Source organism: Streptomyces sp. NPDC030798 (assembly GCF_055572275.1).
This window is the reverse complement of record NZ_JBVIDR010000026.1, coordinates 36,520-57,897: the sequence shown is the minus strand read 5'-3', so window position 1 is coordinate 57,897 and position 21,378 is coordinate 36,520. Positions and strand designations below refer to the sequence as shown.

Here is a 21,378-nt window from a genome sequence, read left to right as displayed (position 1 = left end):
TGAAGGAGACCGCCTTGGCCGCGATCACGTGCTCCAGGGGGCCGCCCTGGAAGCCCGGGAAGACCGAGGAGTTCAGCTTCTTCGCGAAGTCCTTCTTGGCGAGGATGATGCCGCCGCGCGGGCCGCCCAGGGTCTTGTGGGTGGTGGAGGTCACCACGTCCGCGTACGCGACGGGGTTCGGGTGCAGCCCGGCCGCGACCAGGCCCGCGAAGTGGGCCATGTCGACCCACAGGTACGCCTCGACCTCGTCGGCGATCCGGCGGAACTCGGCGAAGTCCAGCTGCCGGGGGTACGCCGACCAGCCGGCGATGATCACCTTCGGGCGGTGCTCCTTGGCCAGCCGCTCGACCTCGGCCATGTCGACCAGACCGGTCTCGGCGTCCACGTGGTAGGCGACCACCTGGAACTGCTTGCCGGAGAAGTTCAGGCGCATGCCGTGGGTCAGGTGGCCGCCGTGGGCGAGGTCCAGGCCGAGGATGGTGTCCCCGGGCTGGGCCAGCGCGAACAGGGCCGCCTGGTTGGCGGAGGCACCGGAGTGGGGCTGGACGTTGGCGTACTCGGCGCCGAACAGCTCCTTGACCCGGTCGATGGCGATCTGCTCGGCGACGTCCACGTGCTCGCAGCCGCCGTAGTAGCGCCGGCCCGGATAGCCCTCGGCGTACTTGTTGGTCAGGACCGAGCCCTGCGCCTCCATCACCGCGAGCGGCGCGAAGTTCTCGGACGCGATCATCTCCAGCGTGGACTGCTGCCGGTTCAGCTCGGCGTCGACCGCCGCGGCGACCTCCGGGTCCAGCTCGTGCAGGGACGTGTTCAGGACAGACATTCGGCTACGACTCCTCAGCCGGCGGTGTGGGCGGCGTACTCGTCGGCGGAGAGCAGGTCGGCCGGCTCCTCCGTGACGCGCACCTTGAACAGCCAGCCGCCCTCGAAGGGGGCGGAGTTCACCAGCGACGGGTCGTTGACGACGTCCTCGTTGACTTCGGTGATCTCACCGGTGACCGGCGAGTACAGGTCGGAGACCGACTTGGTCGACTCCAGCTCGCCGCAGCTCTCGCCCGCGGACACCGTGGAGCCGACCTCGGGGAGCTGGGCGTAGACGACGTCGCCGAGCGCGTTGGCCGCGAACTCGGTGATGCCGACCGTCGAGACGCCGTCCTCGGCGACCGACAGCCACTCGTGCTCCTTGCTGTAGCGCAGCTGCTGGGGGTTGCTCATGGCGTGAATTCTCCTGTACGCGGGTGACTGCTGGTGAAAGGGGGACTGCTGAAAGCGCACGTGAGCAGCGCGGATGTGCCCCACGTCACTTCCAGTGAAGAGCCGGGCTACGACGGTGTCACTTCTGGCGCTTGTAGAAGGGCAGCGCCACGACCTGGTACGGCTCGTGGCTGCCCCGGATGTCCACGCCGACGCCCTCGCTGCCCGGCGCCGCGTGCGCCGCGTCGACGTACGCCATGGCGATCGGCCTGCCCAGGGTGGGGGAGGGGGCGCCGGAGGTGACCTCGCCGATCACCTCGCCGCCCGCGACGACCGAGTACCCGGCGCGCGGCACGCGGCGGCCCTCGGCGACCAGGCCGACGAGGACGCGCGGCGGGTTCTGCTCGGCCCGGGCGGCGGCCTCCCGCAGCGCCTCGCGGCCCACGAAGTCGCCCTCCTTCTCGAACTTCACCACCCGGCCGAGCCCGGCGTCGAAGGGCGTCAGGGAGGTGGTCAGCTCGTGCCCGTACAGCGGCATGCCCGCCTCCAGGCGCAGCGTGTCCCGGCAGGACAGGCCGCACGGCACCAGGCCGGCGCCCTCGCCGGCCTTGGTCAGTGCCTGCCACAGCTCGACGGCGTGCTCCGGCTTCACGAACAGCTCGAAGCCGTCCTCGCCGGTGTAGCCGGTGCGGGCGATCAGCGCGGGGACGCCGGCGACCGTGCCGGGCAGGCCCGCGTAGTACTTCAGGCCGTCCAGGTCGGCGTCGGTGAGCGACTTCAGGATGCCGGGGGACTCCGGTCCCTGGACGGCGATCAGCGCGTACGCGTCCCGGTCGTCGCGCACCTCGGCGTCGAAGCCGGCGGCACGCTCGACGAGGGCGTCCAGCACCACCTGGGCGTTGGAGGCGTTGGCGACCACCATGTACTCGGCCTCGGCGAGCCGGTAGACGATCAGGTCGTCCAGGATGCCGCCGTCCGCCCGGCAGATCATGGTGTAGCGGGCGCGGCCGACGCCGACGGAGGCGATGTTGCCGACCAGGGCGTAGTTCAGCAGGGCGGCCGCCTCGGGCCCGGTCACGGTGATCTCACCCATGTGGGAGAGGTCGAACAGCCCGGCCCGCGTCCGCACCGCGAGGTGCTCGTCGCGCTCGGAGCCGTAGCGCAGGGGCATGTCCCAGCCGGCGAAGTCGGTCATCGTCGCACCGAGCGAGCGATGCACGGCATCGAGCGCGGTATGACGGAGTTCAGTGCTGCTCATCGGACGGTCGTCTCCCAAGGCAGGTATGACAGGCGAGGAACGTTCCTCCCCATCTGTCATCGGAACCTGAGAGGTTCGCCAGGACCGCCACGGGGGCGATCACGGCTTGCACCTTGGGTGGAGCCACTGTCACAGCGGCCCGCTTTTCAGATGTGCCTCGCCCGCGCGGTAACGGGGCCTGAGAGATTCAAGGGAGGGACTTGCTCCTTCGGCGCCCCGGCGAACATGGCCAGGGACTCTCCCGCGCGGATTCAAGCGGCCGGTATGCAGTTGGCGGGGCCATCATTGCACGCCACGCCCCCGGCCGTCAGGGCCCGCATCTGTAACCGACCTGTGGCACGACGCGCACGCAACCACCGGACATCGCGCATTACCTTCTCTTTACACGCGATGGGCATGGAGATTACCAGGCCCACAGGGGAGGACGATCACGGTGAACAGGACCACGGCCTGTGCCGCCACCGCCGGCGTCGCGGTGCCGAAGCAGCCCTCCGCCCCGGCCCGCGAGCGTTCCGCGGACCGCCCCGCCCCGGTCGTGCGCGACCTGCGCGAGCGCGCCGGGCACAGCCCGCACGCCCTGCTCTTCGGACCCCGGGACCTGGTGGTGATCACCGGTCTGCCGGGCAGCGGCAAGTCCACGCTGATGCACCGCGCGGTGCGCGGCCACCGCGTCGACTCCCAGGACAGCCGCGACCGCTGGGCCGCCCGCGTGCCCCGCCTCCTGCCCTACGCGCTCTACCGCCCCCTGGTCCGCCTCGCCCACTACGCCGGACTGCGCCGCGCCCTGCGGACGGGCGAGGGAGTCGTCGTGCACGACTGCGGCACCCAGGCCTGGGTGCGCGCCTGGCTGGCCCGCGAGGCCCGCCGCCGCGGCGGCACGCTGCACCTGCTCCTGCTCGACGTCACCCCCGAGACGGCCCGGGAGGGCCAGCGCGAGCGCGGCCGGGGAGTCTCCCGCTACGCCTTCCGCCGCCACCGCCGCACGGCGGCCCGCCTGCTGCGCGCGGTGGAGCGGGGGAACCTGCCCGCGGGCTGCGGCTCGGCGGTCCTGCTGGACCGCGCGGCGGCGGACGTCCTGGGCCGCATCGGTTTCACGGGCTGAGCCCCCCCGGGGCTCATGAGCGAGGGCTCAGGGATGAGGGACTGTCACCGGCACCCGCTAGCCTTCTGACCGATATCCAGTGGTACCGGCAGGCGGCAGGCAGATGGACTTCTCGGCGGCGGACTTTCCCGCGGACTTCCCGGCACAGGCACACCCCCACCCGCACGGCGGCTGGCCGGGCAACGAACTGGAGGAGGTGCTCTCGGCCTCCCTCGGCGTACCCGCCGCCGGCGGACGGATCGTCGAGGTGCTGAGCCGCAGCTTCCTGTGGATCCCGCTGCCCAGCGGCGGCGGCCCGCACAGTGGCCCGCTGGACCTGCCCACCCTGGAGATCGAAGGCCAGGTCTACGTCCCCGTCTTCAGTTCCGAGGAACAGCTCCACCAGGCGACCGGCTCCCACATGTCGTACACCATCGCCCCGGCGGTGGAGTTCGCCCAGGGCCTGCCGCCGCAGGCCGGCATCGCGGTCAACCCCGGTGGCGTGGTCGGCGTCCCGCTGCCGCCGGAGGCCGTGGCCGAGCTGTGCCGCGCCGGGCGCACCCCGCTGGACGGCCCCGGCACCGGCGGCCGGGTCCGTCTCTTCGAGCCGGACTGGCAGGACGACCCGGTCGACTTCCTCGCCGCCGCCTCCGCCGAGTTCTCCGCGACCGGCGTGGTCCTCACCGCCCGCCGCTGCCTCGCCGTCATCGAGACGGCCGAGCCGGTCATGTTCATCGGCGTCGAACTCTCCCAGTGGGAGGGCGACCTGCGCTCCCGCCCCCTGGAAGCCCTCGGCCGCGCCCTCGGCAAAGTCCCGGTCAAGTGGCCCGTGAACCTGGTCCTCCTGGACGTGACCCAGGACCCGGTCTCCACCTGGCTCAGGGCGAACGTCCGCCCCTTCTACCAGTACGGCACCTAGAACCCGACCGGGGGATGCCGGACCCGAAGGGGCGCGGGGCCGTGCCGATGCGCGACTCCGCCGCGGGGCGCGACCAGCCACTCCCGACCCGCACCCGCGAACGAGGACGAGGCCCCGAGCGACTGGGCGCATAAGCTGTGTCCAAACGCGGGGCAAGAAGAATCGAAGGGGCGGTAAGACAGGTGAGCGCGAGCCCAAGCGGCAGCGTCGAGCACATGCTGCGCCAGGTGACCCCCGGCCGCTACGACGCCTACGAGGCACTGCTGCGCGCCCTCGCCACCCCCTCCTCCGGCCAGATCTGGATGCTCCTGTGGCACGGCCAGGCCGGCTCCCCGGACGCCCAGTACGGGAACATGGAGGTCGAGGGCTTCCACTACGCCCCCTGCGTGACCTCCGCCCAGGAGCTGTCGGCCAGCGGCTGGAACCGCTCCTACGAGGTGGTCGACGCACTCGACGTCGCCCGCACCCTCTACCCCGACCACTACGGCCTCTGGCTCAACCCGCACGCCCCGGGCGGCGGCGTCGGCGTCCCCTGGCTGGACCTGCGCCGCATCGCCACCGGCCTGGACCGCCAGCCGGCCGGCCCCCTGCGCCTGTCCGAACCCGGCATCGAGATCCCTCAGTTCTACGCCCTCATCGCGCAGAACGCCCACCGCACCCCCGCCCTGCGCTCGCTGCGCCGCGCCTGGGTGCAGCCCGCGCTCGGGGCGCCGTACCTCGCCATCGGCCTGGACGTGTACGACACCTCGCCGGCCGCGGTCGACTCCGTGCGCGCGATGATGCAGCAGTCCGTCGGCGCGGTCCCGGACGGCCTGCCGGTCTCGACGGTCGCGATGACCGACGACTACGACCCGGTCGTGATGTGGATGCGGGCCAACGCCCGCCCGTTCTACGACCGCGAGGCCCACGCGGCGCCGCTCCAGCCCCAGCTCCAGGCACCGCCGCAGTCCCAGTCACCGGCCGCCGGATACGGTTATCCGCCGGTGCACGGCGGCTACTGACCGACGGGCCCGCGCGGTCCGGCCCTTGGACGGGATGGCAGAATCAAACAGCCGACCGGACTTCTGCGCGCGTAGACGCGCGCCTCTATGTCCGGTGATGCGGCAAAACAATCCTGTATGTCCCAATTGGCCTGTGTCCGATGGGCGTTACCCAGGGATCGGATAACGGAATCCCCTGGACTGCATCACGGTTACGCATACTTTCTCCGCCAGCTCTGGCGGGTGATCGCGGCAAAGCTGAAGACTCGCGACTCAGACACGAGGTCGAGACCTCGTGATCGAGCAAGTCGACAAAGCCGCAATCCGCGGCAGGCGCAGGCCGGTCACCACCGGCGAGAGGGGTCGGGTCACTGTGACCGCACCGATCGAGACCACCGGGGCGGCATCCGAGGCACAGCCGGAAGCTGTGCTCGAGGGTGCCGGTAAGGGGCAGATCGAGGGCCGTTCCCTGGGGCAGATCGCGTGGTCCCGGTTCAAGAAGGACAAGGTCGCCGTGGCCGGCGGCGTCATCGTCGTCCTGCTGATCGTCCTGGCGATCCTCTCGCGTCCCCTCCAGGCCCTGTTGGGTCTCGACCCGAACGCCTTCCACCAGGACCTGATCACTCCGGACACCTCGCTGCCCAAGGGCGCCTGGGGCGGCATGAGCGCGGACCACCCGCTCGGCGTGGACCCCAAGTTCGGCCGGGACATCGCCACCCGCATCCTCGAGGGCTCCTGGGTGTCGCTGGTGGTCGCCTTCGGCGCCACCATCCTGTCCAATGTGATCGGCGCGGTCATGGGTGTCGTCGCCGGCTACTACGGCGGGCGGGTCGACTCCGTCATCAGCCGTCTGATGGACACGTTCCTCGCCTTCCCCCTCCTGCTGTTCGCGATCGCCATCTCCGCGACCCTGCAGGGCGGTGCGTTCGGCCTCAACGGGCTGCCGCTCCACCTGAGCGTGCTCATCTTCGTCATCGGCTTCTTCAACTGGCCCTACCTGGGCCGGATCGTGCGCGGCCAGACCCTCGCCCTGCGCGAGCGCGAGTTCGTGGACGCCTCGCGCGGCATGGGGGCCAAGGGCCCGTACATCCTCTTCCGCGAGCTGATGCCCAACCTGGTCGGCCCGATCATCGTCTACTCGACGCTGCTGATCCCGACCAACATCCTGTTCGAGGCGTCCCTGAGCTTCCTCGGCGTCGGCATCCAGCCTCCGCAGGCGTCCTGGGGCGGCATGCTCCGCGATGCGGTCACCTACTACCAGGTCGATCCCCAGTACATGATCGTGCCCGGTCTCGCCATCTTCGTGACCGTCCTGGCGTTCAACCTGCTCGGTGACGGTCTCCGCGATGCTCTCGACCCGCGCAGCCGCTGACGCCTGCACCCGAGAGCCCAACAAGTTTCCGACAATGGAGGGGAAAGCGCCCATCATGCGAAGGTCAGCGCTGGCCGCGATCGCGGCCATCGGCTCCGCCAGCCTGCTCGTTGCAGGCTGCAGCAAGGCCGATGACAACACGAATGACAACGGCACCAAGTCCGCCGGGGCCAACGCCGCGACCAAGGGCGTCGTCAACGCCTCCGACAAGAAGGGCGGCACGGTCACCTACGAGCTGTCCGACGTGCCGGACTCCTTCGACCCCGGCAACACGTACTACGCGTACATGTACAACCTCAGCCGGCTCTACGCCCGTCCGCTGATGACCTTCGAGCCCGGTCCCGGCTCCAAGGGCAACACCCTCGTCCCGGACCTCGCGGCGGGCAAGGGCGTGCCGAGCGACGGCGGCAAGACCTGGACGTACAAGCTGCGTTCGGGCCTGAAGTACGAGGACGGCACGCCGATCACCTCGAAGGACGTCAAGTACGCCGTCGAGCGCTCCAACTTCGCGCGTGACGTGCTCTCCCTCGGCCCGAACTACTTCCAGCAGCTGATGGCCGGCGGCGACAAGTACAAGGGCCCGTACAAGGACAAGAGCGCCAAGGGCCTGTCCTCCATCCAGACGCCGGACGACACCACGATCGTCTTCCACCTGAAGCAGGCCTTCCAGGAGTTCGACTACCTGGTCGCGGCCCCGCAGACGGCCCCGGTGCCCCAGTCCAAGGACAAGGGCGTCGACTACGTCAAGCACATCGTGTCCTCGGGCTCGTACAAGTTCCAGAGCTACGACGAGGGCAAGCAGGCCGTCCTCGTCCGCAACCCCAACTGGGACCCGAAGACGGACCCGCTGCGCAAGCAGCTGCCGGACAAGATCGTCGTCAACCTGAAGGTCAACCCGGAGACCATCGACCAGGACGTCATGGCCGGCAAGGCCATCGACCTGGCCGGCACCGGTGTCCAGGCCTCCACCCAGGCGAAGATCCTCACCGACACCGCCAAGAAGTCCAACACCGACAACACCTACGGTGGCCGCCTGGTCTACATGGCGGTCAACACCAAGGTCGCGCCGTTCGACAAGGTCGAGTGCCGCAAGGCCGTGCAGTACGCGATCGACAAGGTCTCGGTGCAGACCGCCGAGGGCGGCCCGATCCGCGGTGACATCGCCTCCACGGTGCTGCCGCCGGACATCCCCGGCTACGAGAAGTCGGACGTCTACGCGACCACGGGCAGCAAGGGTGACGTCGCCAAGGCCAAGGAGCAGCTGAAGGCCTGCGGCAAGTCCTCGATCTCCACCAACATCTCGGCCCGTTCGGACCGTCCGCAGGAGATCGACGCCGCCACGGCGATCATCAACTCGCTGAAGAAGGTCGGCATCAACGCCACCCTCAAGCAGTACCCGTCGGGCAAGTACTTCACCGACTACGCGGGTGTCCCGAAGTTCACCGAGAAGCAGAACATCGGTCTGATCATGATGCAGTGGGGTGCCGACTGGCCCTCCGGCTACGGCTTCCTGCAGCAGATCCTGAACGGCAAGGCGATCAGCCAGTCGGGCAACACCAACCTGTCGCAGTACGACAACAAGAAGGTCAACGACCTGCTCTCCAAGGCCATCGCGACGCAGGACACGGCGACGCGCAACGGCATCTACACGCAGATCGACAAGCAGACGATGGATGACGCCGTCCTCGTCCCGCTGACCTACTTCAAGGTCCTGCTGGCCCGCCCGACGACCTACACCAACCTGGTGTCCACGGCGGCCTTCAGCGGCCAGTACGACTACCTCAACATCGGCGTCGCGTCGAAGTAGCAGCCCCGGAAGGCAGGTGAAGGCATTGGTGCCCGCGGGCTTCGCGGCCCGCGGGCACCAGCGCCGGTCCCCGTGATCTCGTACATCCTCCGCCGGACGATCGCCGCAGTGCTCCTGCTGCTGGTCGTCTCCGCGGTCACCTTCGCCATCTTCTTCCTGCTGCCACGGCTCGTCGGCCAGACAGCGGACCAGCTGGCGCAGCAGTACATCGGCAAGAGCCCGTCGAAGGCGGACATCGCCGCTGTCAAGCACAACCTCGGCCTGGACCAGCCTGTCTACGTCCAGTACTGGCACTTCATCAAGGGGATCGTGGCCGGCGCCGACTACAACCTCGGCCCCACCACGGTGCACTGCGACGCGCCCTGCTTCGGCTACTCCTTCAAGGACCACGTCGCGGTCTGGCCGCAGCTCACCTCCCGCCTTCCGGTGACCCTCTCGCTCGCCGTGGGCGCCGCCGTGATGTGGCTGGTCTCGGGTGTGGTGGTCGGTGTGATCTCCGCACTGAAGCCGCGCTCGTTCTTCGACCGCACCTTCATGGGCGTCGCGCTCGCCGGTGTCTCGCTCCCCATGTTCTTCACGGGCAGCCTGGCGATCCTGCTCTTCACCTACCAGTGGCCGATCTTCGGCCGCACGTACGTCCCGTTCACCGACAACCCGGCGCAGTGGGCCAACACGCTCTTCCCGGCATGGTGTTCGCTCGCGCTGCTGTACTCCGCCATCTACGCCCGGCTCACCCGCTCGGGCATGCTGGAGACGATGAACGAGGACTTCATCCGCACGGCCCGCGCCAAGGGCCTGCCCGAACGGGGCGTCGTGGTCCGGCACGGACTGCGGGCCGCCCTCACCCCGATCATCACGGTCTTCGGCATGGACCTCGGCCTGCTCCTCGGCGGCGCGGTGATCACCGAGTCCGTGTTCTCGCTGCACGGCATCGGCGAGTACGCGGTGCAGGGCATCACCGACAACGACCTGCCCAAGATCCTCGGCGTGACCCTGCTCGCCGCCTTCTTCGTCGTGATCGCAAATCTTGTGGTGGACGTCCTCTACGCCGCCGCCGACCCGCGGGTGAGGCTCTCGTGACCGAACTGTCCAAGACCGGCGCCGCCGTGGGCGAGCCGGCTCCCACCGGCAAGGCGCCCGAGGCCTTCCTCGAGGTCCGCGACCTCAAGGTGCACTTCCCGACCGACGACGGCGTGGTCAAGTCCGTCGACGGGCTCAGCTTCAAGCTGGAGAAGGGCCGGACCCTCGCCGTCGTCGGCGAGTCCGGCTCCGGCAAGTCGGTCACCTCGCAGGCCATCATGGGCCTGCACCGGCTGGGCACCCGCGGCAAGAACGTGCGGATGTCCGGCGAGATCTGGCTCGCCGGCCAGGAACTGGTCTCCGCCGCTCCGGACGAGGTGCGCAGGCTCCGCGGCCGCGAGATGGCGATGATCTTCCAGGACCCGCTGTCCGCGATGCACCCGTACTACAAGGTCGGCGACCAGATCGTCGAGGCCTACCGGGTCCACCACAAGGTCAGCAGGAAGGTCGCCCGCACGCGGGCCATCGAGATGCTCGACCGCGTCGGCATCCCCGAGCCGGCCAAGCGCGTCGACAACTACCCGCACGAGTTCTCCGGCGGTATGCGCCAGCGCGCCATGATCGCCATGGCGCTGGTGAACAACCCCGAGCTGCTCATCGCGGACGAGCCGACCACCGCCCTCGACGTCACCGTCCAGGCGCAGATCCTCGACCTGATCCGGGACCTGCAGAAGGAGTTCGGCTCCGCGGTCATCATGATCACCCACGACCTCGGCGTGGTCGCCGAGATCGCCGACGACGTCCTGGTGATGTACGGCGGCCGGTGCGTGGAGCGCGGCCCGGCCGCGGAGGTCTTCGAGCAGCCGCAGCACCCCTACACCTGGGGCCTGCTCGGCTCGATGCCCCGCATCGACCGCGAGACCTCCGAACGGCTCATCCCGGTCAAGGGCCAGCCGCCGAGCCTCATCAACGTCCCCTCGGGCTGCGCCTTCCACCCGCGCTGCCCGTACGCGGACATCCCCAAGGGGAACGTCACCCGCACGGTGCGTCCCGAGCTGGAGCAGGTGAGCACCGGACACTGGTCCGCCTGCCACCTCTCGGCGGAGGACCGTACGCGGATCTGGACCGAAGAGATTGCGCCGAAGCTGTGAGTGAGACGACGAAGAACCAGTCCGCCGATGGCGAGGTGCTGCTCCGGGTCGAGGGTCTGACCAAGCACTTCCCGATCAAGAAGGGCATCCTGCAGCGCCAGGTCGGCGCCGTGAAGGCCGTCGACGGCATCGACTTCGAGGTGCGCAAGGGCGAGACCCTGGGCGTGGTCGGCGAGTCGGGCTGCGGCAAGTCGACCATGGGCCGGGTCATCACCCGCCTGCAGGACCCGACCGGTGGCCGGATCACCTTCGAGGGCCGGGACATCACGCGGCTGCGGACCGGGCAGATGCGTCCGCTGCGCCGCGACATCCAGATGATCTTCCAGGACCCGTACGGCTCCCTGAACCCCCGTCACACCATCGGCTCGATCGTCTCGGCGCCCTTCCGGCTGCAGGGCGTGGAGCCCGAGGGCGGGGTGAAGAAGGAGGTCCAGCGGCTGCTGTCGCTGGTCGGCCTGAGCCCCGAGCACTACAACCGCTACCCGCACGAGTTCTCCGGCGGCCAGCGCCAGCGCATCGGCATCGCCCGCGCGCTCGCGCTCAAGCCGAAGCTGGTCGTCGCCGACGAGCCAGTCTCCGCGCTGGACGTGTCGATCCAGGCCCAGGTCGTCAACCTCATGGACGACCTCCAGCAGGAGCTGGGCCTGACGTACGTGATCATCGCGCACGATCTGTCCGTCGTCCGGCACGTCTCGGACCGGATCGCGGTGATGTACCTCGGCAAGATCGTCGAGCTCTCCGACCGCACCTCGCTCTACGAGGCGCCGATGCACCCGTACACCAAGGCGCTGATGTCGGCGGTGCCGGTGCCGGACCCCAAGCGCCGGGGCCAGAAGAGCGAGCGCATCCTGCTGCGCGGTGACGTGCCGTCGCCGATCGCGCCGCCGAGCGGCTGCCGCTTCCACACCCGGTGCTGGAAGGCGACGCAGATCTGCACGACGACCGAGCCGCAGCTGGTGGAGCTGAGGCCGGGTCAGCGGGTCGCCTGCCACCACCCGGAGAACTTCGCGGACCAGGCGCCCGAGGACACGGTGCTGCTCTCGGCGGCGCAGGAGGCCTCCGCGCTGGTCCCGGACGCGGTGCTGGAGGAGTCGGCGCAGGCCACCGACGCGAAGACGGGTCCGGGTGCGAAGGTGTCGACCGACAAGGCCGCCGCGCCGAAGGCCGACAGCCCCGCCCCGGAGCCCACGGACGCCGAGGGCGCCGCCGCCGACGCTCCCGCCATGGAGCCGGAGGCCGCCACCGTGGCCGAGGAGACGGCTCGCGAGGCCGGGTCCGAGGAGCCGAACGAGTCCGGGACGCCCGCCGCGTCTCAGGAGTCAACCGACAAGTAGCACATGACAACTCGGTAAAGTCATGTACATGCCCGAACGGGAGCGTGCAGAGTCCTCCGTGTCCGACCACTGATCGGTACACGCTCGAAAGGGACGACCATGGCACTCTCCCGTTCGGCACGCTTAGCCGCCCTGACCACCGCGGCGGCCTCCTTCCTCGTCCTCGGCGCCTCCTTCGCCCCCACCCCGGGCGCCCCCGGCATCGGCGACCCCTACTTCCCGCAGCTCGGCAACGGCGGCTTCGACGCCCGCCACTACGACCTGGACATCGCCTACGCCCCCGGCACCGGCCGCCTGGACGGCCGTACGACCCTCACCGCGCGCGCCACCCGCACCCTCTCCTCCTTCGACCTCGACCTGCAGCAGCTGAAGATCACCCGGGTGGAGGTCGACGGCAGACGCGCCCGGTTCACCCGCGACGGCGACGAGGTCACCGTCACCCCGCGCGACGTCCTGCGCGAGGGCCGCACCTTCACCGTCCGGGTCACCTACGGCGGCGTACCCGAACCGCTCGGGGGGCCCATCGTGTTCGGCTCCAAGTACGGCTGGATGAAGACGGCGGACGGCGTCTTCGTCGCCTGCGAACCCAACGCCGCCTCCACCTGGTTCCCGTCCAGCGACCACCCCGCGGACAAGGCCACCTACGACATCCGCATCAAGGCGCCCAGGGGCCTGACCGGCGTCTCCAACGGCCGGCTCGTCTCGACGTACGACCGGGGCGGCTCGACGTACACGCACTGGCGCGAGAACCGGCCCATGGCCACCTACCTCGCGACCGCCACCATCGGCAGGTTCGACGTGCGCACCGGCCGCACCCCGGGCGGCATCCCCGTCTACGTGGCCATCGACCCGGTGCTGAAGAACAGCAACGACGTCGACGTGTACGCCGTCACGGCCGCCGCCACCGACTACTGGTCGCAGGTCTTCGGGCCGTACCCGTTCGAGGAGACCGGCGCCATCGTCGACGACATGCCCGAGGCCGGGTTCTCCCTGGAGGTGCAGAGCAAGCCCGCCTACTCGGCCGTCCGCAACGAGTCGACCATCGTCCACGAGCTGGCCCACCAGTGGTTCGGAGACTCGGTGAGCGTGGCGCAGTGGAAGGACATCTGGCTCAACGAGGGCTTCGCCACCTACGCCCAGTGGCTGTGGGCCGAGCACCAGGGCACCCGCAGCGCCCACGACTCCTTCCGCGCCGCCTACGACTCCCGTCCCGCCGACTCCTCCTTCTGGCAGATCGAGGTGGCCGACCCGCAGCGCGACACGATGTTCGCCTCCGCCGTCTACCAGCGCGGCGCGATGACGCTCCAGATGCTGCGCGAACGGATCGGCGACCGGGCGTTCTTCCGGCTGCTGCCCGCCTGGACCCGGCTGCACCGCTACGGCAACGCGGACACCGCCGACTTCGTCCGCCTCGCCGAGCGGATCAGCGGACGACAACTGGACGACCTCTTCCACACCTGGCTGTTCACGACAGGCAAGCCCGCCGTCTGAGCCTGGCTTTGTAAGGCCCACACCCCTTGACAGGGGACAATGGCAGGGTGCCAGTCCTGCAGCTCTTCAGTCCCTCCGTCCAGCACACGCTCGATGTCATCGGCATCTTCGTGTTCGCGATCTCCGGCGCGCTGCTGGCCGTCCGGAAGAACTTCGACGTGTTCGGCATGGCCGTGCTCGCCGAGGTCACCGCGCTGGGCGGGGGGCTGTTCCGCGACCTGGTCATCGGGGCCGTACCCCCGGCCGCCTTCACGGACCTGGGGTACTTCCTCACCCCGCTGCTCGCCACGCTCGTGGTCTTCTTCCTGCACCCGCACGTGGAGCGCATCCAGTCGGCGGTCCTGGTCTTCGACGCGGCCGGCCTCGGGCTGTTCTGCGTGAGCGGTACGACGAAGGCGTACTCCTACGGCCTGAACCTGACCGCGTCGGCCACCCTGGGCCTCGCCACCGCGGTCGGCGGTGGCGTGCTCAGGGACGTGCTCGCCAACGAGGTCCCCTCGCTGCTGCGCTGGGACCGCGACCTGTACGCGGTCCCGGCGATCGTCGGCGCCACCATGGTCGCGCTGTGCCTGCGCTACGCCGCCCTGACCCCGCTGGCCAGCGGCCTCGCGGCCGTCACGGCCTTCGTCCTGCGCCTGCTCGCGATGCGCTTCCACTGGCGAGCGCCGCGCGCGTGGAACCGGCGGTCGACGGTGTCCGAGGAGTAGTGCCGGCGGTTCCGGTCAGGGACCGGTCCTCGCCCCGGGCGTGGTTCTGGCCCATCTGCAGGGTCAGCCAGCGGAACACCGTGGTGACCTGCGGCCGCCACAGCGCCATGGTGTGCCCGCCCGCGCTGCGCGGCAGGAACACCACGTGCACGGTCGTCGGCGCCTTGGCGATCGACTCCAGCGCCACGCCCGCCTGGTAGCCGTCCCCGGACTCGCCGGAGACGTACAGCGCGATCCGCGGCGGCACGGCCGCCTTCCGCAGCAGCAGGTACGGGTTGTTCTCGGCGCGCAGGGCGGGGTTCTGCGCGGCGAGGGAGTTGCGTTCGCCGATGGGGTCGTTGTAGCCGGACATGCTCACCGCGGCGCGGTAGCGGTCGGGGTGGGCCACGGCCAGCTTGACCGCGCAGTGCGCGCCGGCCGAGTACCCGGCCACCGCCCAGCCCTGCGGGGCGGGCTGGGCCCGGAAGTTGTCCATGACCATCTTCGGCACGTCGATGCTCAGCCAGCTGTCGGCGTTGACCTGCCCGGGGATGTTGGCGCAGCCGGTGTCCACACCGGCCAGCAGGTTGGTGCGCGGCGCGACCAGGATGAACGGCGCCACCTGGCCGCTGCGCATCAGCGGCAGCAGCTGCTCGTGCGCCTCGAGCGAGCCGAACCAGGCCTTGGCGGACCCGGGGTAGCCCGGCAGCAGCTCCACGACCGGGAACCTCGTGTGGCGGTAGGCCGGTTCGCCGTACTGGGGCGGCAGCCAGACGTAGACCTCGGCGTTCACGCCGGAGACCCGGCCCTTGAGCTGGGTGACCCGCACCCCGCCGGCCGCGCGCATGCCGGGCCCGTCGGCCGGCTTGAAGGCCTGGCGCACCTTGGGCAGGCGCTTCAACGAGATGCCGCCGGTGCCGTCCCGGCCGAGGTCGGCGGCCTGCTGGACGTGGTTGCCGGTGCCGAAGAGGTCGGCCCAGTTGTCGTACAGGTTGTTCTGGTTGTTGACCAGCACGAAGACCAGCGTGACGGCCGTGCCCTGGGCGAACAGCAGCATCAGCACCCGGGCGGCGGTGCGCAGGGCCTTGGGCCCGCGCATCCGCGACCACAGGACGAGCGGCAGTATGAGGGCGACCACGGCCAGCACGACGGTCGTGTAGAGGAACGGAGTCCCGGTGAGGCTCATGTCCCCATAGAGGGGAATCGGCGGCCGGGGGTTGTGGACGTGTCCGGACACTTACCGAGAAATTGCCGGGATCTCACCCGCTGGCGGGAGGGTTTCGCGCGGGCGTCCGGATTGCGGTGGTCGGTCGCGGCGGCGATGGAATCCGAAAAGCTACCGCTTAGTAATTTCCTGTTGTACCGTTCAGTCATGCCAGAAGCAGCTTCCGTTCCCGCCACCCGGTCCGTGACCGGCGACAGCGAGTTCGACCGCGACACGGCGGTCACCCGGCGTCGGCCCGGTGTCTACGACATCGACCTCTCGGCCGGCTGGACCATCATCAACGCCGTCAACGGCGGCTATCTGCTGGCCGTCCTCGGCCGGGCCCTCGCGGACACCCTGCCGCACCCGGACCCCTTCACCATCTCCGCGCACTACCTGACCGCCTCCCAGCCGGGTCCGGCGGTCGTCCGCACCGAGACGGTCCGCACCGGCCGCACCCTCTCCACCGGCCAGGCCTCGCTCTTCCAGTACGACGAGGAGGGCAACGAGGTCGAGCGCATCCGCGTCCTCGCCTCCTACGGCGACCTCACCACCCTCCCCGACGACGTCCGTACGACGGCCACGCCGCCCGCGATCCCGCCGCTGGAGCAGTGCTTCGGCCCGGACGACTCTCCCGCACCGATCCCGGGCAGCTCGGCCATCACCGACCGGCTCATGCTCAAGCTGGACCCGGCCACGCTCGGCTGGGCCCTGGGCGCGCCCTCGGGCAAGGGCGAGATGCGGGCCTGGTTCGGGCTCGCCGACGGGCGGGACGCGGACCCGCTCTCGCTCCTGCTCGCCGTGGACGCCCTGCCGCCGACCGCCTTCGAGATCGGCCTCCAGGGCTGGGTGCCGACGGTCGAACTCACTGTGCACGTCCGCCACCGCCCGGCCCCCGGCCCGCTGCGCGTGTCCATCACCACGCGCAACCTGGCCGGCGGCTTCCTGGAGGAGGACGCGGAGGTCTGGGACAGCGCCGACCGCCTGGTCGCCCAGTCGCGACAGCTCGCGCGGGTCAGGCTGGGCTGACGCGCCCGGGTCCCGTAGGGCGGTCGGCCCGGCGGTGTTCCGGCCCCCTCGGGGGCGGATGTCATGCCCGGGTGAGCGGGGTGCGGCCCAGCCAGGCCGCCAGCCGGCCGTAGGCGTCCGCTCCTTCGGGTGCCTCGCGGCGGTTGTCGAACGGGGTCTGCGCGTCGCGCGGGCGGGAGTCGGGCAGCACCCGGCGGGCGGTGGCGAGGGCGAACTCGGCCAGCTCCGGGTCCAGTTCGTGCGGGTGACCGACGGCCTCGGCGAGGTCCCAGGTGTGCGTCACGATCTCCATGACGTACCCGGACAGCGCCGCGTGCCCCGGCACCTCGCCCCACGGCACGCGCACCGTGGACGTCATCCGCTCGTCGCTCTCCCAGGCCTTCAGCACGCGCACCCGCACCTCGTCGTAGGCCGCCGCCCAGCCGTCGTCCGCGACGCCCTCGGCGACGGGCTGCACCGCGAGTCCGTCACCGCCCTCGCCGACCACGGCGATCCGCCGGGTGCCGCCGACCACGTGGCTCAGCAGGGCACGCACATCGAACTCGGCACAGGGGGTGGGGCCGGCGAGCTGCTCGGGGCGCACGGTCTTGATCAGAGCGGCCGCCTGCTCGGTGGCGCGGGCGTAGAGGGGGCGCGGGTCGGTGAAGCCGGTGGTGGTCATGGTGTGCACCTCTCGTGAGTCGGTGCGCCGAGCATCCCCGGATAACCTGACAGAATCCGTCAACATTTGCACGGGCGGCCGACGCGGCGCGATGCTGGGGCCGTGAAGTCCGACCGGCTGCTGTCGATCCTGCTGCTCCTGCAGACCCGGGGCCGCGTCCCCGCCCACGAACTCGCCGGCCGGCTCGAGGTGTCGGTCCGCACCATCTACCGGGACATCGAGGCGCTGTCCGCCTCCGGCGTGCCCGTGTACGCCGAGCGCGGCCGGCACGGCGGCATCGAACTCCTCGCCGGGTTCCGCACGGACGTGACCGGCCTGACGGCCGACGAGTCCCGGGCCCTGTTCGTCCTGGCCGCGCAGGGCGCCCACGCCGCCCTCGGACTGGACGCGGCGCTCGGCTCCGCCCTGCGCAAGGTGATGGCCGCCCTGCCCGCACCGCACCGGCCCGCCGCCGAGGTCACCAGCCGCCGGGTCCTGGTCGACGCCACCCGCTGGAAGAGCGGCCCGCAGCAGTCCGTCGACCTGGAGGTGCTGCAGGACGCGGTGTTCTCCGACCGGCGGCTGAGACTGCGCTACCGGCACAGCGGGGAGCGCGAGCCGCGCACGTACACCGTCGATCCCTACGGCCTGGTCGCCAAGGCCGGCGTCTGGTACCTGGTCGCCGACCGGCGCGGCGCGCCCCGCCTGTTCCGCGCCGACCGGGTGCGCTCGGCCCGCCTGCTGGACGATCCCGTGCGGCGCCGGCCCGGTGTCGAACTGGCCGATGTCTGGGAGGTGCTGCGCCGCCAGGTGGAGGACCGGCCGAAGGACGGCATCGACGTCACGGTACGGGTGCGGCGCGAGCGTCTCGACATGTTCCAACGCATGGCCGCCGCCCAGCTCACCGCGCTTCCCGAGGACGACGGCGAGAGCGAGTGGGTCACCGCCCGGCTGTCGTACCCGGTGCTGCGCGCGGTGCGCCAACTCCTCGCGTTCTCCGACCAGGTGGAGATCCTGGACCCGCCCGAGGCACGCGCGGAACTGCTGCGCGGGCTCCGCTCTGTCACGGCCCTGTACCAGGAGGCCGAGCCGGGCGTGACGTGAAACCCCTGGTGAGTGGCGGCACTTGAGGCGTGCTTCACCCGACTGACAGGCCGGGGACAGCGGGTGCCCAGGAACGGCCCAAGCACGGTTGGTTCAGTGCCTGCCTCAGGACTTCCTCATCGTTCGCGGAGCTGATTCTCATGACACGTGCACGCCTCGTCCCCGCCGTCGCCCTGCTGGGGCTGTCCCCGCTGCTGCTCACCGCGTGCGGCTCGGGCGACTCGTCCTCCTCCCCGACCGGTTCCTCCCGTCAGCAGGCCTGCCAGGCCCCGTCCGGCATGCCGACGGGTGCCGCGGGCCGCCGCCCGAGCGGGGCACCGTCGGGGCTGAAGCCGACGGGCACGCCCACGGGCACGCCCACGGGCACGCCCACGGGGCGCCCGTCGGGGGCGCCTTCGGGGATGCCGAGCGGGGCTTCCGGCGGGGACCGGGGCGCGCAGGGCGGTCAGGGTGGCCCCGGCGGCGGTCAGGGCGGGTGCGGCGGGCCGGGCGGTCGGGCGGGGGGCCAGGGCGGGGGCCAGGCCCAGCAGGGCTGACCGGAGAACGGCGCGCCTGCCGGACGGCGGGGCGGGTCAGTCCAGCCAGTGCCGCCGGCCGATGCTGATGAGCCGCATCTGCCGGGTGGCGAGCTGGGTGACGCGCTCCCGTTCGCCCTGGGGTGACTCAAGGGCCTCCAGGAAGAGGGAGGCGGTGATGAGCATCTGGTCGACGTAGAGATGCGCGAGCATCAGCAGGTCGTCGTCGTTCCACCCCTCCGCCTGCGGGTCCTTGGCCAGCTCGGCCTTCACCTCCTCGGCGAACCGGGCCAGTTGGGCCTGGATCGCCTCGCGCACCGGCTGGACCCCGCCGTGCCGCTCGCGGGCGATGAAACGGACGTGCGCGGGACAGGCGTCGACGTGATCCGCGATCAGGTCGATGGCGCGGGCGATGCGTTCCTCGCTGTCGCCCGCCGTGGACACGGTCGTGCGCACCATGGGGTGCAGGCTGCCCAGCGCCTCGTCGACCAGCGCGACACCGAGGTCGGCGGTGGAGCGGAAGTGCCGGTAGAAGGCGGTGGGGGCGACCCCGACGGCCCGGGTGACCTCACGCAGGCCCAGACTGCTCAGGCTCTGCTCCTCCAGCAGCGCGAGCGCCGCGTCGAGGAACGCCTGCCGGGTCTTCTGCTTCTGGGCCTGCCGGATGCCGAGGGTGTGACTCATGTCATCCAGTTAACAACTGTTCTCTGTAATTGGGAAGCGGTGGGGCGCGCTAGACTGAAGTCAGTGAACAAGTGTTACTACAACTGTTCACCCAAACTTCACACGGGCTCGATCACGGGGCCCGACACAAGGCATCCCGGAGGGGGGATCCGATTCCATGCTGTTCCTCGTCGCCGCACTCATGCTGCTCGGCGTGGTGCTGGGCACCATCGCCCACGCGCCGCTGACCGTCACGGCCGCCATGGCCGCCGGCATCGCCGTCTGGCTCGGCGTCTTCGCGATCCGCGAGCGCCACGGCCGCCGTCGCCGCACCTCGGCCAACTGACCGTCCGCACCGACTTCCAGGAGCTGAGCACCATGCAACTGACCGCACCGGCCACCGGCCGCACCGACACCCGTCCGCGCACCCGCGACGCCGACGGCATGGCCGTGGCGTCCTTCATCCTCGGCCTGCTCGGCCTGCTCGTCCTCAACATCTTCCTGGGCCCGGTCGCCATCGTCCTGGCCGCCGTGTCCCTCTGGCGCGGCACCACCCGCCGTGCCCGCGCCTACCTCGGCCTCGCCCTCGGCATCGCCGACCTCGCGGTCCTGGCCCTGGCGATGGACATCTCCCACACCGTGTCCTGGAGCCTGTGACCGGCGGCAGGAGCCCCGAGGGCGACGGGGCGCCGATCCGCCGGGCCCACTCGCAGCGAGGCGGAGGAAGCAGGCGCCGTAGAATCGCCTCACCATGGCTTACCTCGACCACGCCGCGACAACCCCGATGCTCCCGGAGGCGGCAGAGGCACTGACCGCCCAGCTGAGCATCACGGGCAACGCCTCCTCCCTCCACGCATCCGGCCGCCAGGCCCGCCGGACGGTCGAGGAGTCCCGCGAAACCCTCGCGGAAGCGCTCGGCGCCCGCCCCAGCGAGGTCGTCCTCACCTCGGGCGGCACCGAGGCCGACAACCTCGCGGTGAAGGGCCTCTTCTGGTCCCGCCGCGACGCCGACCCGGCCCGCACCCGCGTCCTCGCCAGCCCCGTCGAGCACCACGCCGTCCTCGACGCGGTCCACTGGCTCGGCGAGCACGAGGGCGCCACCGTCGAATACCTCCCCGTCGACTCCCACGGGCGCGTCCACCCCGAGACGCTGCGCGAGGCCGTCGCCCGCAACCCCGACGACGTCGCCCTGGCCACCGTGATGTGGGCCAACAACGAGATCGGCACGGTCATGCCGGTCCGCGAACTCGCCGACGTCGCAGCGGAGTTCGGCATCCCCCTGCACGCCGACGCGGTCCAGGCCTTCGGTCAGGTCCCCGTCGACTTCGCCGCCTCCGGCCTTGCCGCGATGACCGTCTCCGGCCACAAGATCGGCGGCCCGTACGGCATCGGCGCCCTGCTCCTCGGCCGCGAGTACAGCCCCGTCCCCGTGCTGCACGGCGGCGGCCAGGAACGCCACGTCCGCTCCGGCACCCTCGACGTCCCGGCCATCGCCTCCTTCGCCGTGGCCGGCCGCCTCGCCGCCGAGCAGCGGGAGTGGTTCGCCCGCGAGATCGGCGCCCTGCGCGACCAGTTGGTCGACGCCGTGCGCAGCGCCGTCCCGGACGCGATTCTCGGCGGCGACCCGGCACCCGGTGGCCGCCTCCCGGCCAACGCCCACTTCACGTTCCCCGGCTGCGAGGGCGACTCCCTGCTGCTCCTGCTGGACGCCCAGGGCATCGAGTGCTCCACCGGCTCCGCCTGCACCGCCGGTGTCGCCCAGCCCAGCCACGTCCTGCTCGCCACCGGCACCGACCCCGACCTGGCCCGAGGCACCCTGCGCTTCTCCCTCGGCCACACCTCCACCGAGGCGGACGTCGAAGCCGTGGCCAAGGCGATCGGACCGGCGGTGGAACGCGCCCGCGCGGCGGGACTGACCTGACCCGACCGC

General features: G+C 70.9%; 22 protein-coding genes and 2 riboswitches. Of the genes, 16 read left to right on the top strand and 6 right to left on the bottom strand.

Annotation, left to right across the window (positions count from 1 at the left end; translation table 11 throughout):
* From glyA to gcvT, 3 genes are all read right to left on the bottom strand, one after another.
* Positions 1–823 (bottom strand): serine hydroxymethyltransferase (gene glyA / locus ACZ404_RS36340; protein ID WP_468447583.1); only part of this gene is annotated, 823 nt, incomplete at its 3' end.
* 14 nt (positions 824–837) lie between these two features.
* Positions 838–1,215 carry a glycine cleavage system protein GcvH gene (gcvH, locus tag ACZ404_RS36335; RefSeq protein WP_468447581.1) on the bottom strand — a complete coding sequence of 126 codons (378 nt, stop codon included), beginning with the start codon at positions 1,213–1,215 and terminating at the stop codon, positions 838–840.
* 118 nt (positions 1,216–1,333) lie between these two features.
* A complete protein-coding gene (gcvT, locus tag ACZ404_RS36330; RefSeq protein WP_468447579.1) occupies positions 1,334–2,452 on the bottom strand; it encodes a glycine cleavage system aminomethyltransferase GcvT in 1,119 nt (372 codons plus the stop codon).
* A gap of 43 nt (positions 2,453–2,495) precedes the next feature.
* Positions 2,496–2,608: riboswitch (glycine riboswitch) on the bottom strand.
* A riboswitch (glycine riboswitch) is annotated at positions 2,609–2,706 on the bottom strand.
* A gap of 179 nt (positions 2,707–2,885) precedes the next feature.
* Between gcvT and ACZ404_RS36325 the strand changes: the two genes are divergently transcribed.
* The 10 genes from ACZ404_RS36325 (at position 2,886) to ACZ404_RS36280 (ending at position 14,314) form a co-directional block, all read left to right on the top strand.
* Complete coding sequence (locus ACZ404_RS36325; RefSeq protein WP_468447577.1) at positions 2,886–3,554, top strand: AAA family ATPase; 669 nt, start codon at positions 2,886–2,888, stop codon at positions 3,552–3,554.
* Positions 3,555–3,657: 103 nt separating this feature from the next.
* Entirely contained in the window at positions 3,658–4,452 is a 795-nt protein-coding gene (locus ACZ404_RS36320; RefSeq protein WP_468447575.1) for an enhanced serine sensitivity protein SseB, read from the top strand.
* Positions 4,453–4,667: 215 nt separating this feature from the next.
* Entirely contained in the window at positions 4,668–5,453 is a 786-nt protein-coding gene (locus tag ACZ404_RS36315; protein ID WP_468447587.1) for an enhanced serine sensitivity protein SseB C-terminal domain-containing protein, read from the top strand.
* A gap of 352 nt (positions 5,454–5,805) precedes the next feature.
* Positions 5,806–6,804: an ABC transporter permease gene (locus ACZ404_RS36310; protein WP_468447573.1), complete on the top strand. Its 999-nt coding sequence runs from the start codon at positions 5,806–5,808 to the stop codon at positions 6,802–6,804.
* Between the two features lie 55 nt (positions 6,805–6,859).
* Positions 6,860–8,611, top strand: coding sequence for an ABC transporter substrate-binding protein (locus tag ACZ404_RS36305; protein WP_468447571.1), 1,752 nt, complete (start codon positions 6,860–6,862; stop codon positions 8,609–8,611).
* A 72-nt stretch (positions 8,612–8,683) separates the two neighbouring features.
* A complete protein-coding gene (locus tag ACZ404_RS36300) occupies positions 8,684–9,691 on the top strand; it encodes an ABC transporter permease (RefSeq protein ID WP_468447569.1) in 1,008 nt (335 codons plus the stop codon).
* Entirely contained in the window at positions 9,688–10,782 is a 1,095-nt protein-coding gene (locus tag ACZ404_RS36295) for an ABC transporter ATP-binding protein (protein ID WP_468447568.1), read from the top strand. The genes ACZ404_RS36300 and ACZ404_RS36295 overlap by 4 nt, the downstream gene beginning before the upstream one ends.
* A complete protein-coding gene (locus tag ACZ404_RS36290) occupies positions 10,779–12,116 on the top strand; it encodes an ABC transporter ATP-binding protein (RefSeq protein ID WP_468447566.1) in 1,338 nt (445 codons plus the stop codon). The genes ACZ404_RS36295 and ACZ404_RS36290 overlap by 4 nt, the downstream gene beginning before the upstream one ends.
* Before the next feature lie 99 nt (positions 12,117–12,215).
* Complete coding sequence (locus ACZ404_RS36285; protein ID WP_468447564.1) at positions 12,216–13,607, top strand: M1 family metallopeptidase; 1,392 nt, start codon at positions 12,216–12,218, stop codon at positions 13,605–13,607.
* Positions 13,608–13,654: 47 nt separating this feature from the next.
* Positions 13,655–14,314 (top strand): trimeric intracellular cation channel family protein, encoded by a 660-nt coding sequence (locus ACZ404_RS36280; protein ID WP_468447562.1) that lies wholly within the window; start codon positions 13,655–13,657, stop codon positions 14,312–14,314.
* On the opposite strand, the gene ACZ404_RS36275 is transcribed toward ACZ404_RS36280, so the two are convergent.
* Positions 14,223–15,479 carry an alpha/beta hydrolase gene (locus ACZ404_RS36275; RefSeq protein WP_468447560.1) on the bottom strand — a complete coding sequence of 419 codons (1,257 nt, stop codon included), beginning with the start codon at positions 15,477–15,479 and terminating at the stop codon, positions 14,223–14,225. The two genes, ACZ404_RS36280 and ACZ404_RS36275, sit on opposite strands and share 92 nt — an antisense overlap.
* Positions 15,480–15,665: 186 nt before the next feature.
* Between ACZ404_RS36275 and ACZ404_RS36270 the strand changes: the two genes are divergently transcribed.
* Positions 15,666–16,526 (top strand): thioesterase family protein, encoded by an 861-nt coding sequence (locus ACZ404_RS36270; RefSeq protein ID WP_468447558.1) that lies wholly within the window; start codon positions 15,666–15,668, stop codon positions 16,524–16,526.
* A 61-nt stretch (positions 16,527–16,587) separates the two neighbouring features.
* On the opposite strand, the gene ACZ404_RS36265 is transcribed toward ACZ404_RS36270, so the two are convergent.
* Positions 16,588–17,187, bottom strand: a complete 600-nt coding sequence (locus tag ACZ404_RS36265; protein ID WP_468447556.1) for a TIGR03086 family metal-binding protein — start codon at positions 17,185–17,187, stop codon at positions 16,588–16,590.
* A gap of 102 nt (positions 17,188–17,289) precedes the next feature.
* Between ACZ404_RS36265 and ACZ404_RS36260 the strand changes: the two genes are divergently transcribed.
* The gene (locus tag ACZ404_RS36260) at positions 17,290–18,270 is read left to right on the top strand and encodes a helix-turn-helix transcriptional regulator (RefSeq protein WP_468447554.1); all 981 of its coding nucleotides are present in this window, start codon (positions 17,290–17,292) and stop codon (positions 18,268–18,270) included.
* A gap of 140 nt (positions 18,271–18,410) precedes the next feature.
* Positions 18,411–18,806, top strand: coding sequence for a hypothetical protein (locus ACZ404_RS36255; RefSeq protein WP_468447552.1), 396 nt, complete (start codon positions 18,411–18,413; stop codon positions 18,804–18,806).
* A 36-nt stretch (positions 18,807–18,842) separates the two neighbouring features.
* Here the strand turns inward: ACZ404_RS36255 and ACZ404_RS36250 are convergent, their stop codons facing one another.
* Positions 18,843–19,469, bottom strand: coding sequence for a TetR family transcriptional regulator (locus ACZ404_RS36250; protein WP_468447550.1), 627 nt, complete (start codon positions 19,467–19,469; stop codon positions 18,843–18,845).
* A 157-nt stretch (positions 19,470–19,626) separates the two neighbouring features.
* Here ACZ404_RS36250 and ACZ404_RS36245 point away from each other — a divergent pair, with 157 nt between their 5' ends.
* The 3 genes from ACZ404_RS36245 (at position 19,627) to ACZ404_RS36235 (ending at position 21,369) form a co-directional block, all read left to right on the top strand.
* Complete coding sequence (locus tag ACZ404_RS36245) at positions 19,627–19,794, top strand: hypothetical protein (RefSeq protein WP_468447548.1); 168 nt, start codon at positions 19,627–19,629, stop codon at positions 19,792–19,794.
* 32 nt (positions 19,795–19,826) lie between these two features.
* Positions 19,827–20,105 (top strand): DUF4190 domain-containing protein, encoded by a 279-nt coding sequence (locus ACZ404_RS36240; RefSeq protein ID WP_468447546.1) that lies wholly within the window; start codon positions 19,827–19,829, stop codon positions 20,103–20,105.
* 94 nt (positions 20,106–20,199) lie between these two features.
* Entirely contained in the window at positions 20,200–21,369 is a 1,170-nt protein-coding gene (locus tag ACZ404_RS36235) for a cysteine desulfurase family protein (protein ID WP_468447544.1), read from the top strand.
* The last annotated feature ends 9 nt before the right edge of the window (positions 21,370–21,378 follow it).

Bases quoted from the DNA above. Each gene is read 5' to 3' on its own strand.
- ACZ404_RS36285 (WP_468447564.1), top strand. From the start codon at position 12,216: ATGGCACTCTCCCGTTCGGCACGCTTAGCCGCCCTGACCACCGCGGCG.
- gcvT (WP_468447579.1), bottom strand. From the start codon at position 2,452: ATGAGCAGCACTGAACTCCGTCATACCGCGCTCGATGCCGTGCATCGC.
- ACZ404_RS36305 (WP_468447571.1), top strand. From the start codon at position 6,860: ATGCGAAGGTCAGCGCTGGCCGCGATCGCGGCCATCGGCTCCGCCAGC.
- ACZ404_RS36275 (WP_468447560.1), bottom strand. From the start codon at position 15,479: ATGAGCCTCACCGGGACTCCGTTCCTCTACACGACCGTCGTGCTGGCC.
- ACZ404_RS36315 (WP_468447587.1), top strand. From the start codon at position 4,668: ATGCTGCGCCAGGTGACCCCCGGCCGCTACGACGCCTACGAGGCACTG.
- ACZ404_RS36245 (WP_468447548.1), top strand. From the start codon at position 19,627: ATGCTGTTCCTCGTCGCCGCACTCATGCTGCTCGGCGTGGTGCTGGGC.
- ACZ404_RS36250 (WP_468447550.1), bottom strand. From the start codon at position 19,469: ATGAGTCACACCCTCGGCATCCGGCAGGCCCAGAAGCAGAAGACCCGG.
- ACZ404_RS36270 (WP_468447558.1), top strand. From the start codon at position 15,666: ATGCCAGAAGCAGCTTCCGTTCCCGCCACCCGGTCCGTGACCGGCGAC.
- ACZ404_RS36265 (WP_468447556.1), bottom strand. From the start codon at position 17,187: ATGACCACCACCGGCTTCACCGACCCGCGCCCCCTCTACGCCCGCGCC.
- ACZ404_RS36255 (WP_468447552.1), top strand. From the start codon at position 18,411: ATGACACGTGCACGCCTCGTCCCCGCCGTCGCCCTGCTGGGGCTGTCC.
- ACZ404_RS36240 (WP_468447546.1), top strand. From the start codon at position 19,827: ATGCAACTGACCGCACCGGCCACCGGCCGCACCGACACCCGTCCGCGC.
- ACZ404_RS36320 (WP_468447575.1), top strand. From the start codon at position 3,658: ATGGACTTCTCGGCGGCGGACTTTCCCGCGGACTTCCCGGCACAGGCA.
- ACZ404_RS36235 (WP_468447544.1), top strand. From the start codon at position 20,200: ATGGCTTACCTCGACCACGCCGCGACAACCCCGATGCTCCCGGAGGCG.
- gcvH (WP_468447581.1), bottom strand. From the start codon at position 1,215: ATGAGCAACCCCCAGCAGCTGCGCTACAGCAAGGAGCACGAGTGGCTG.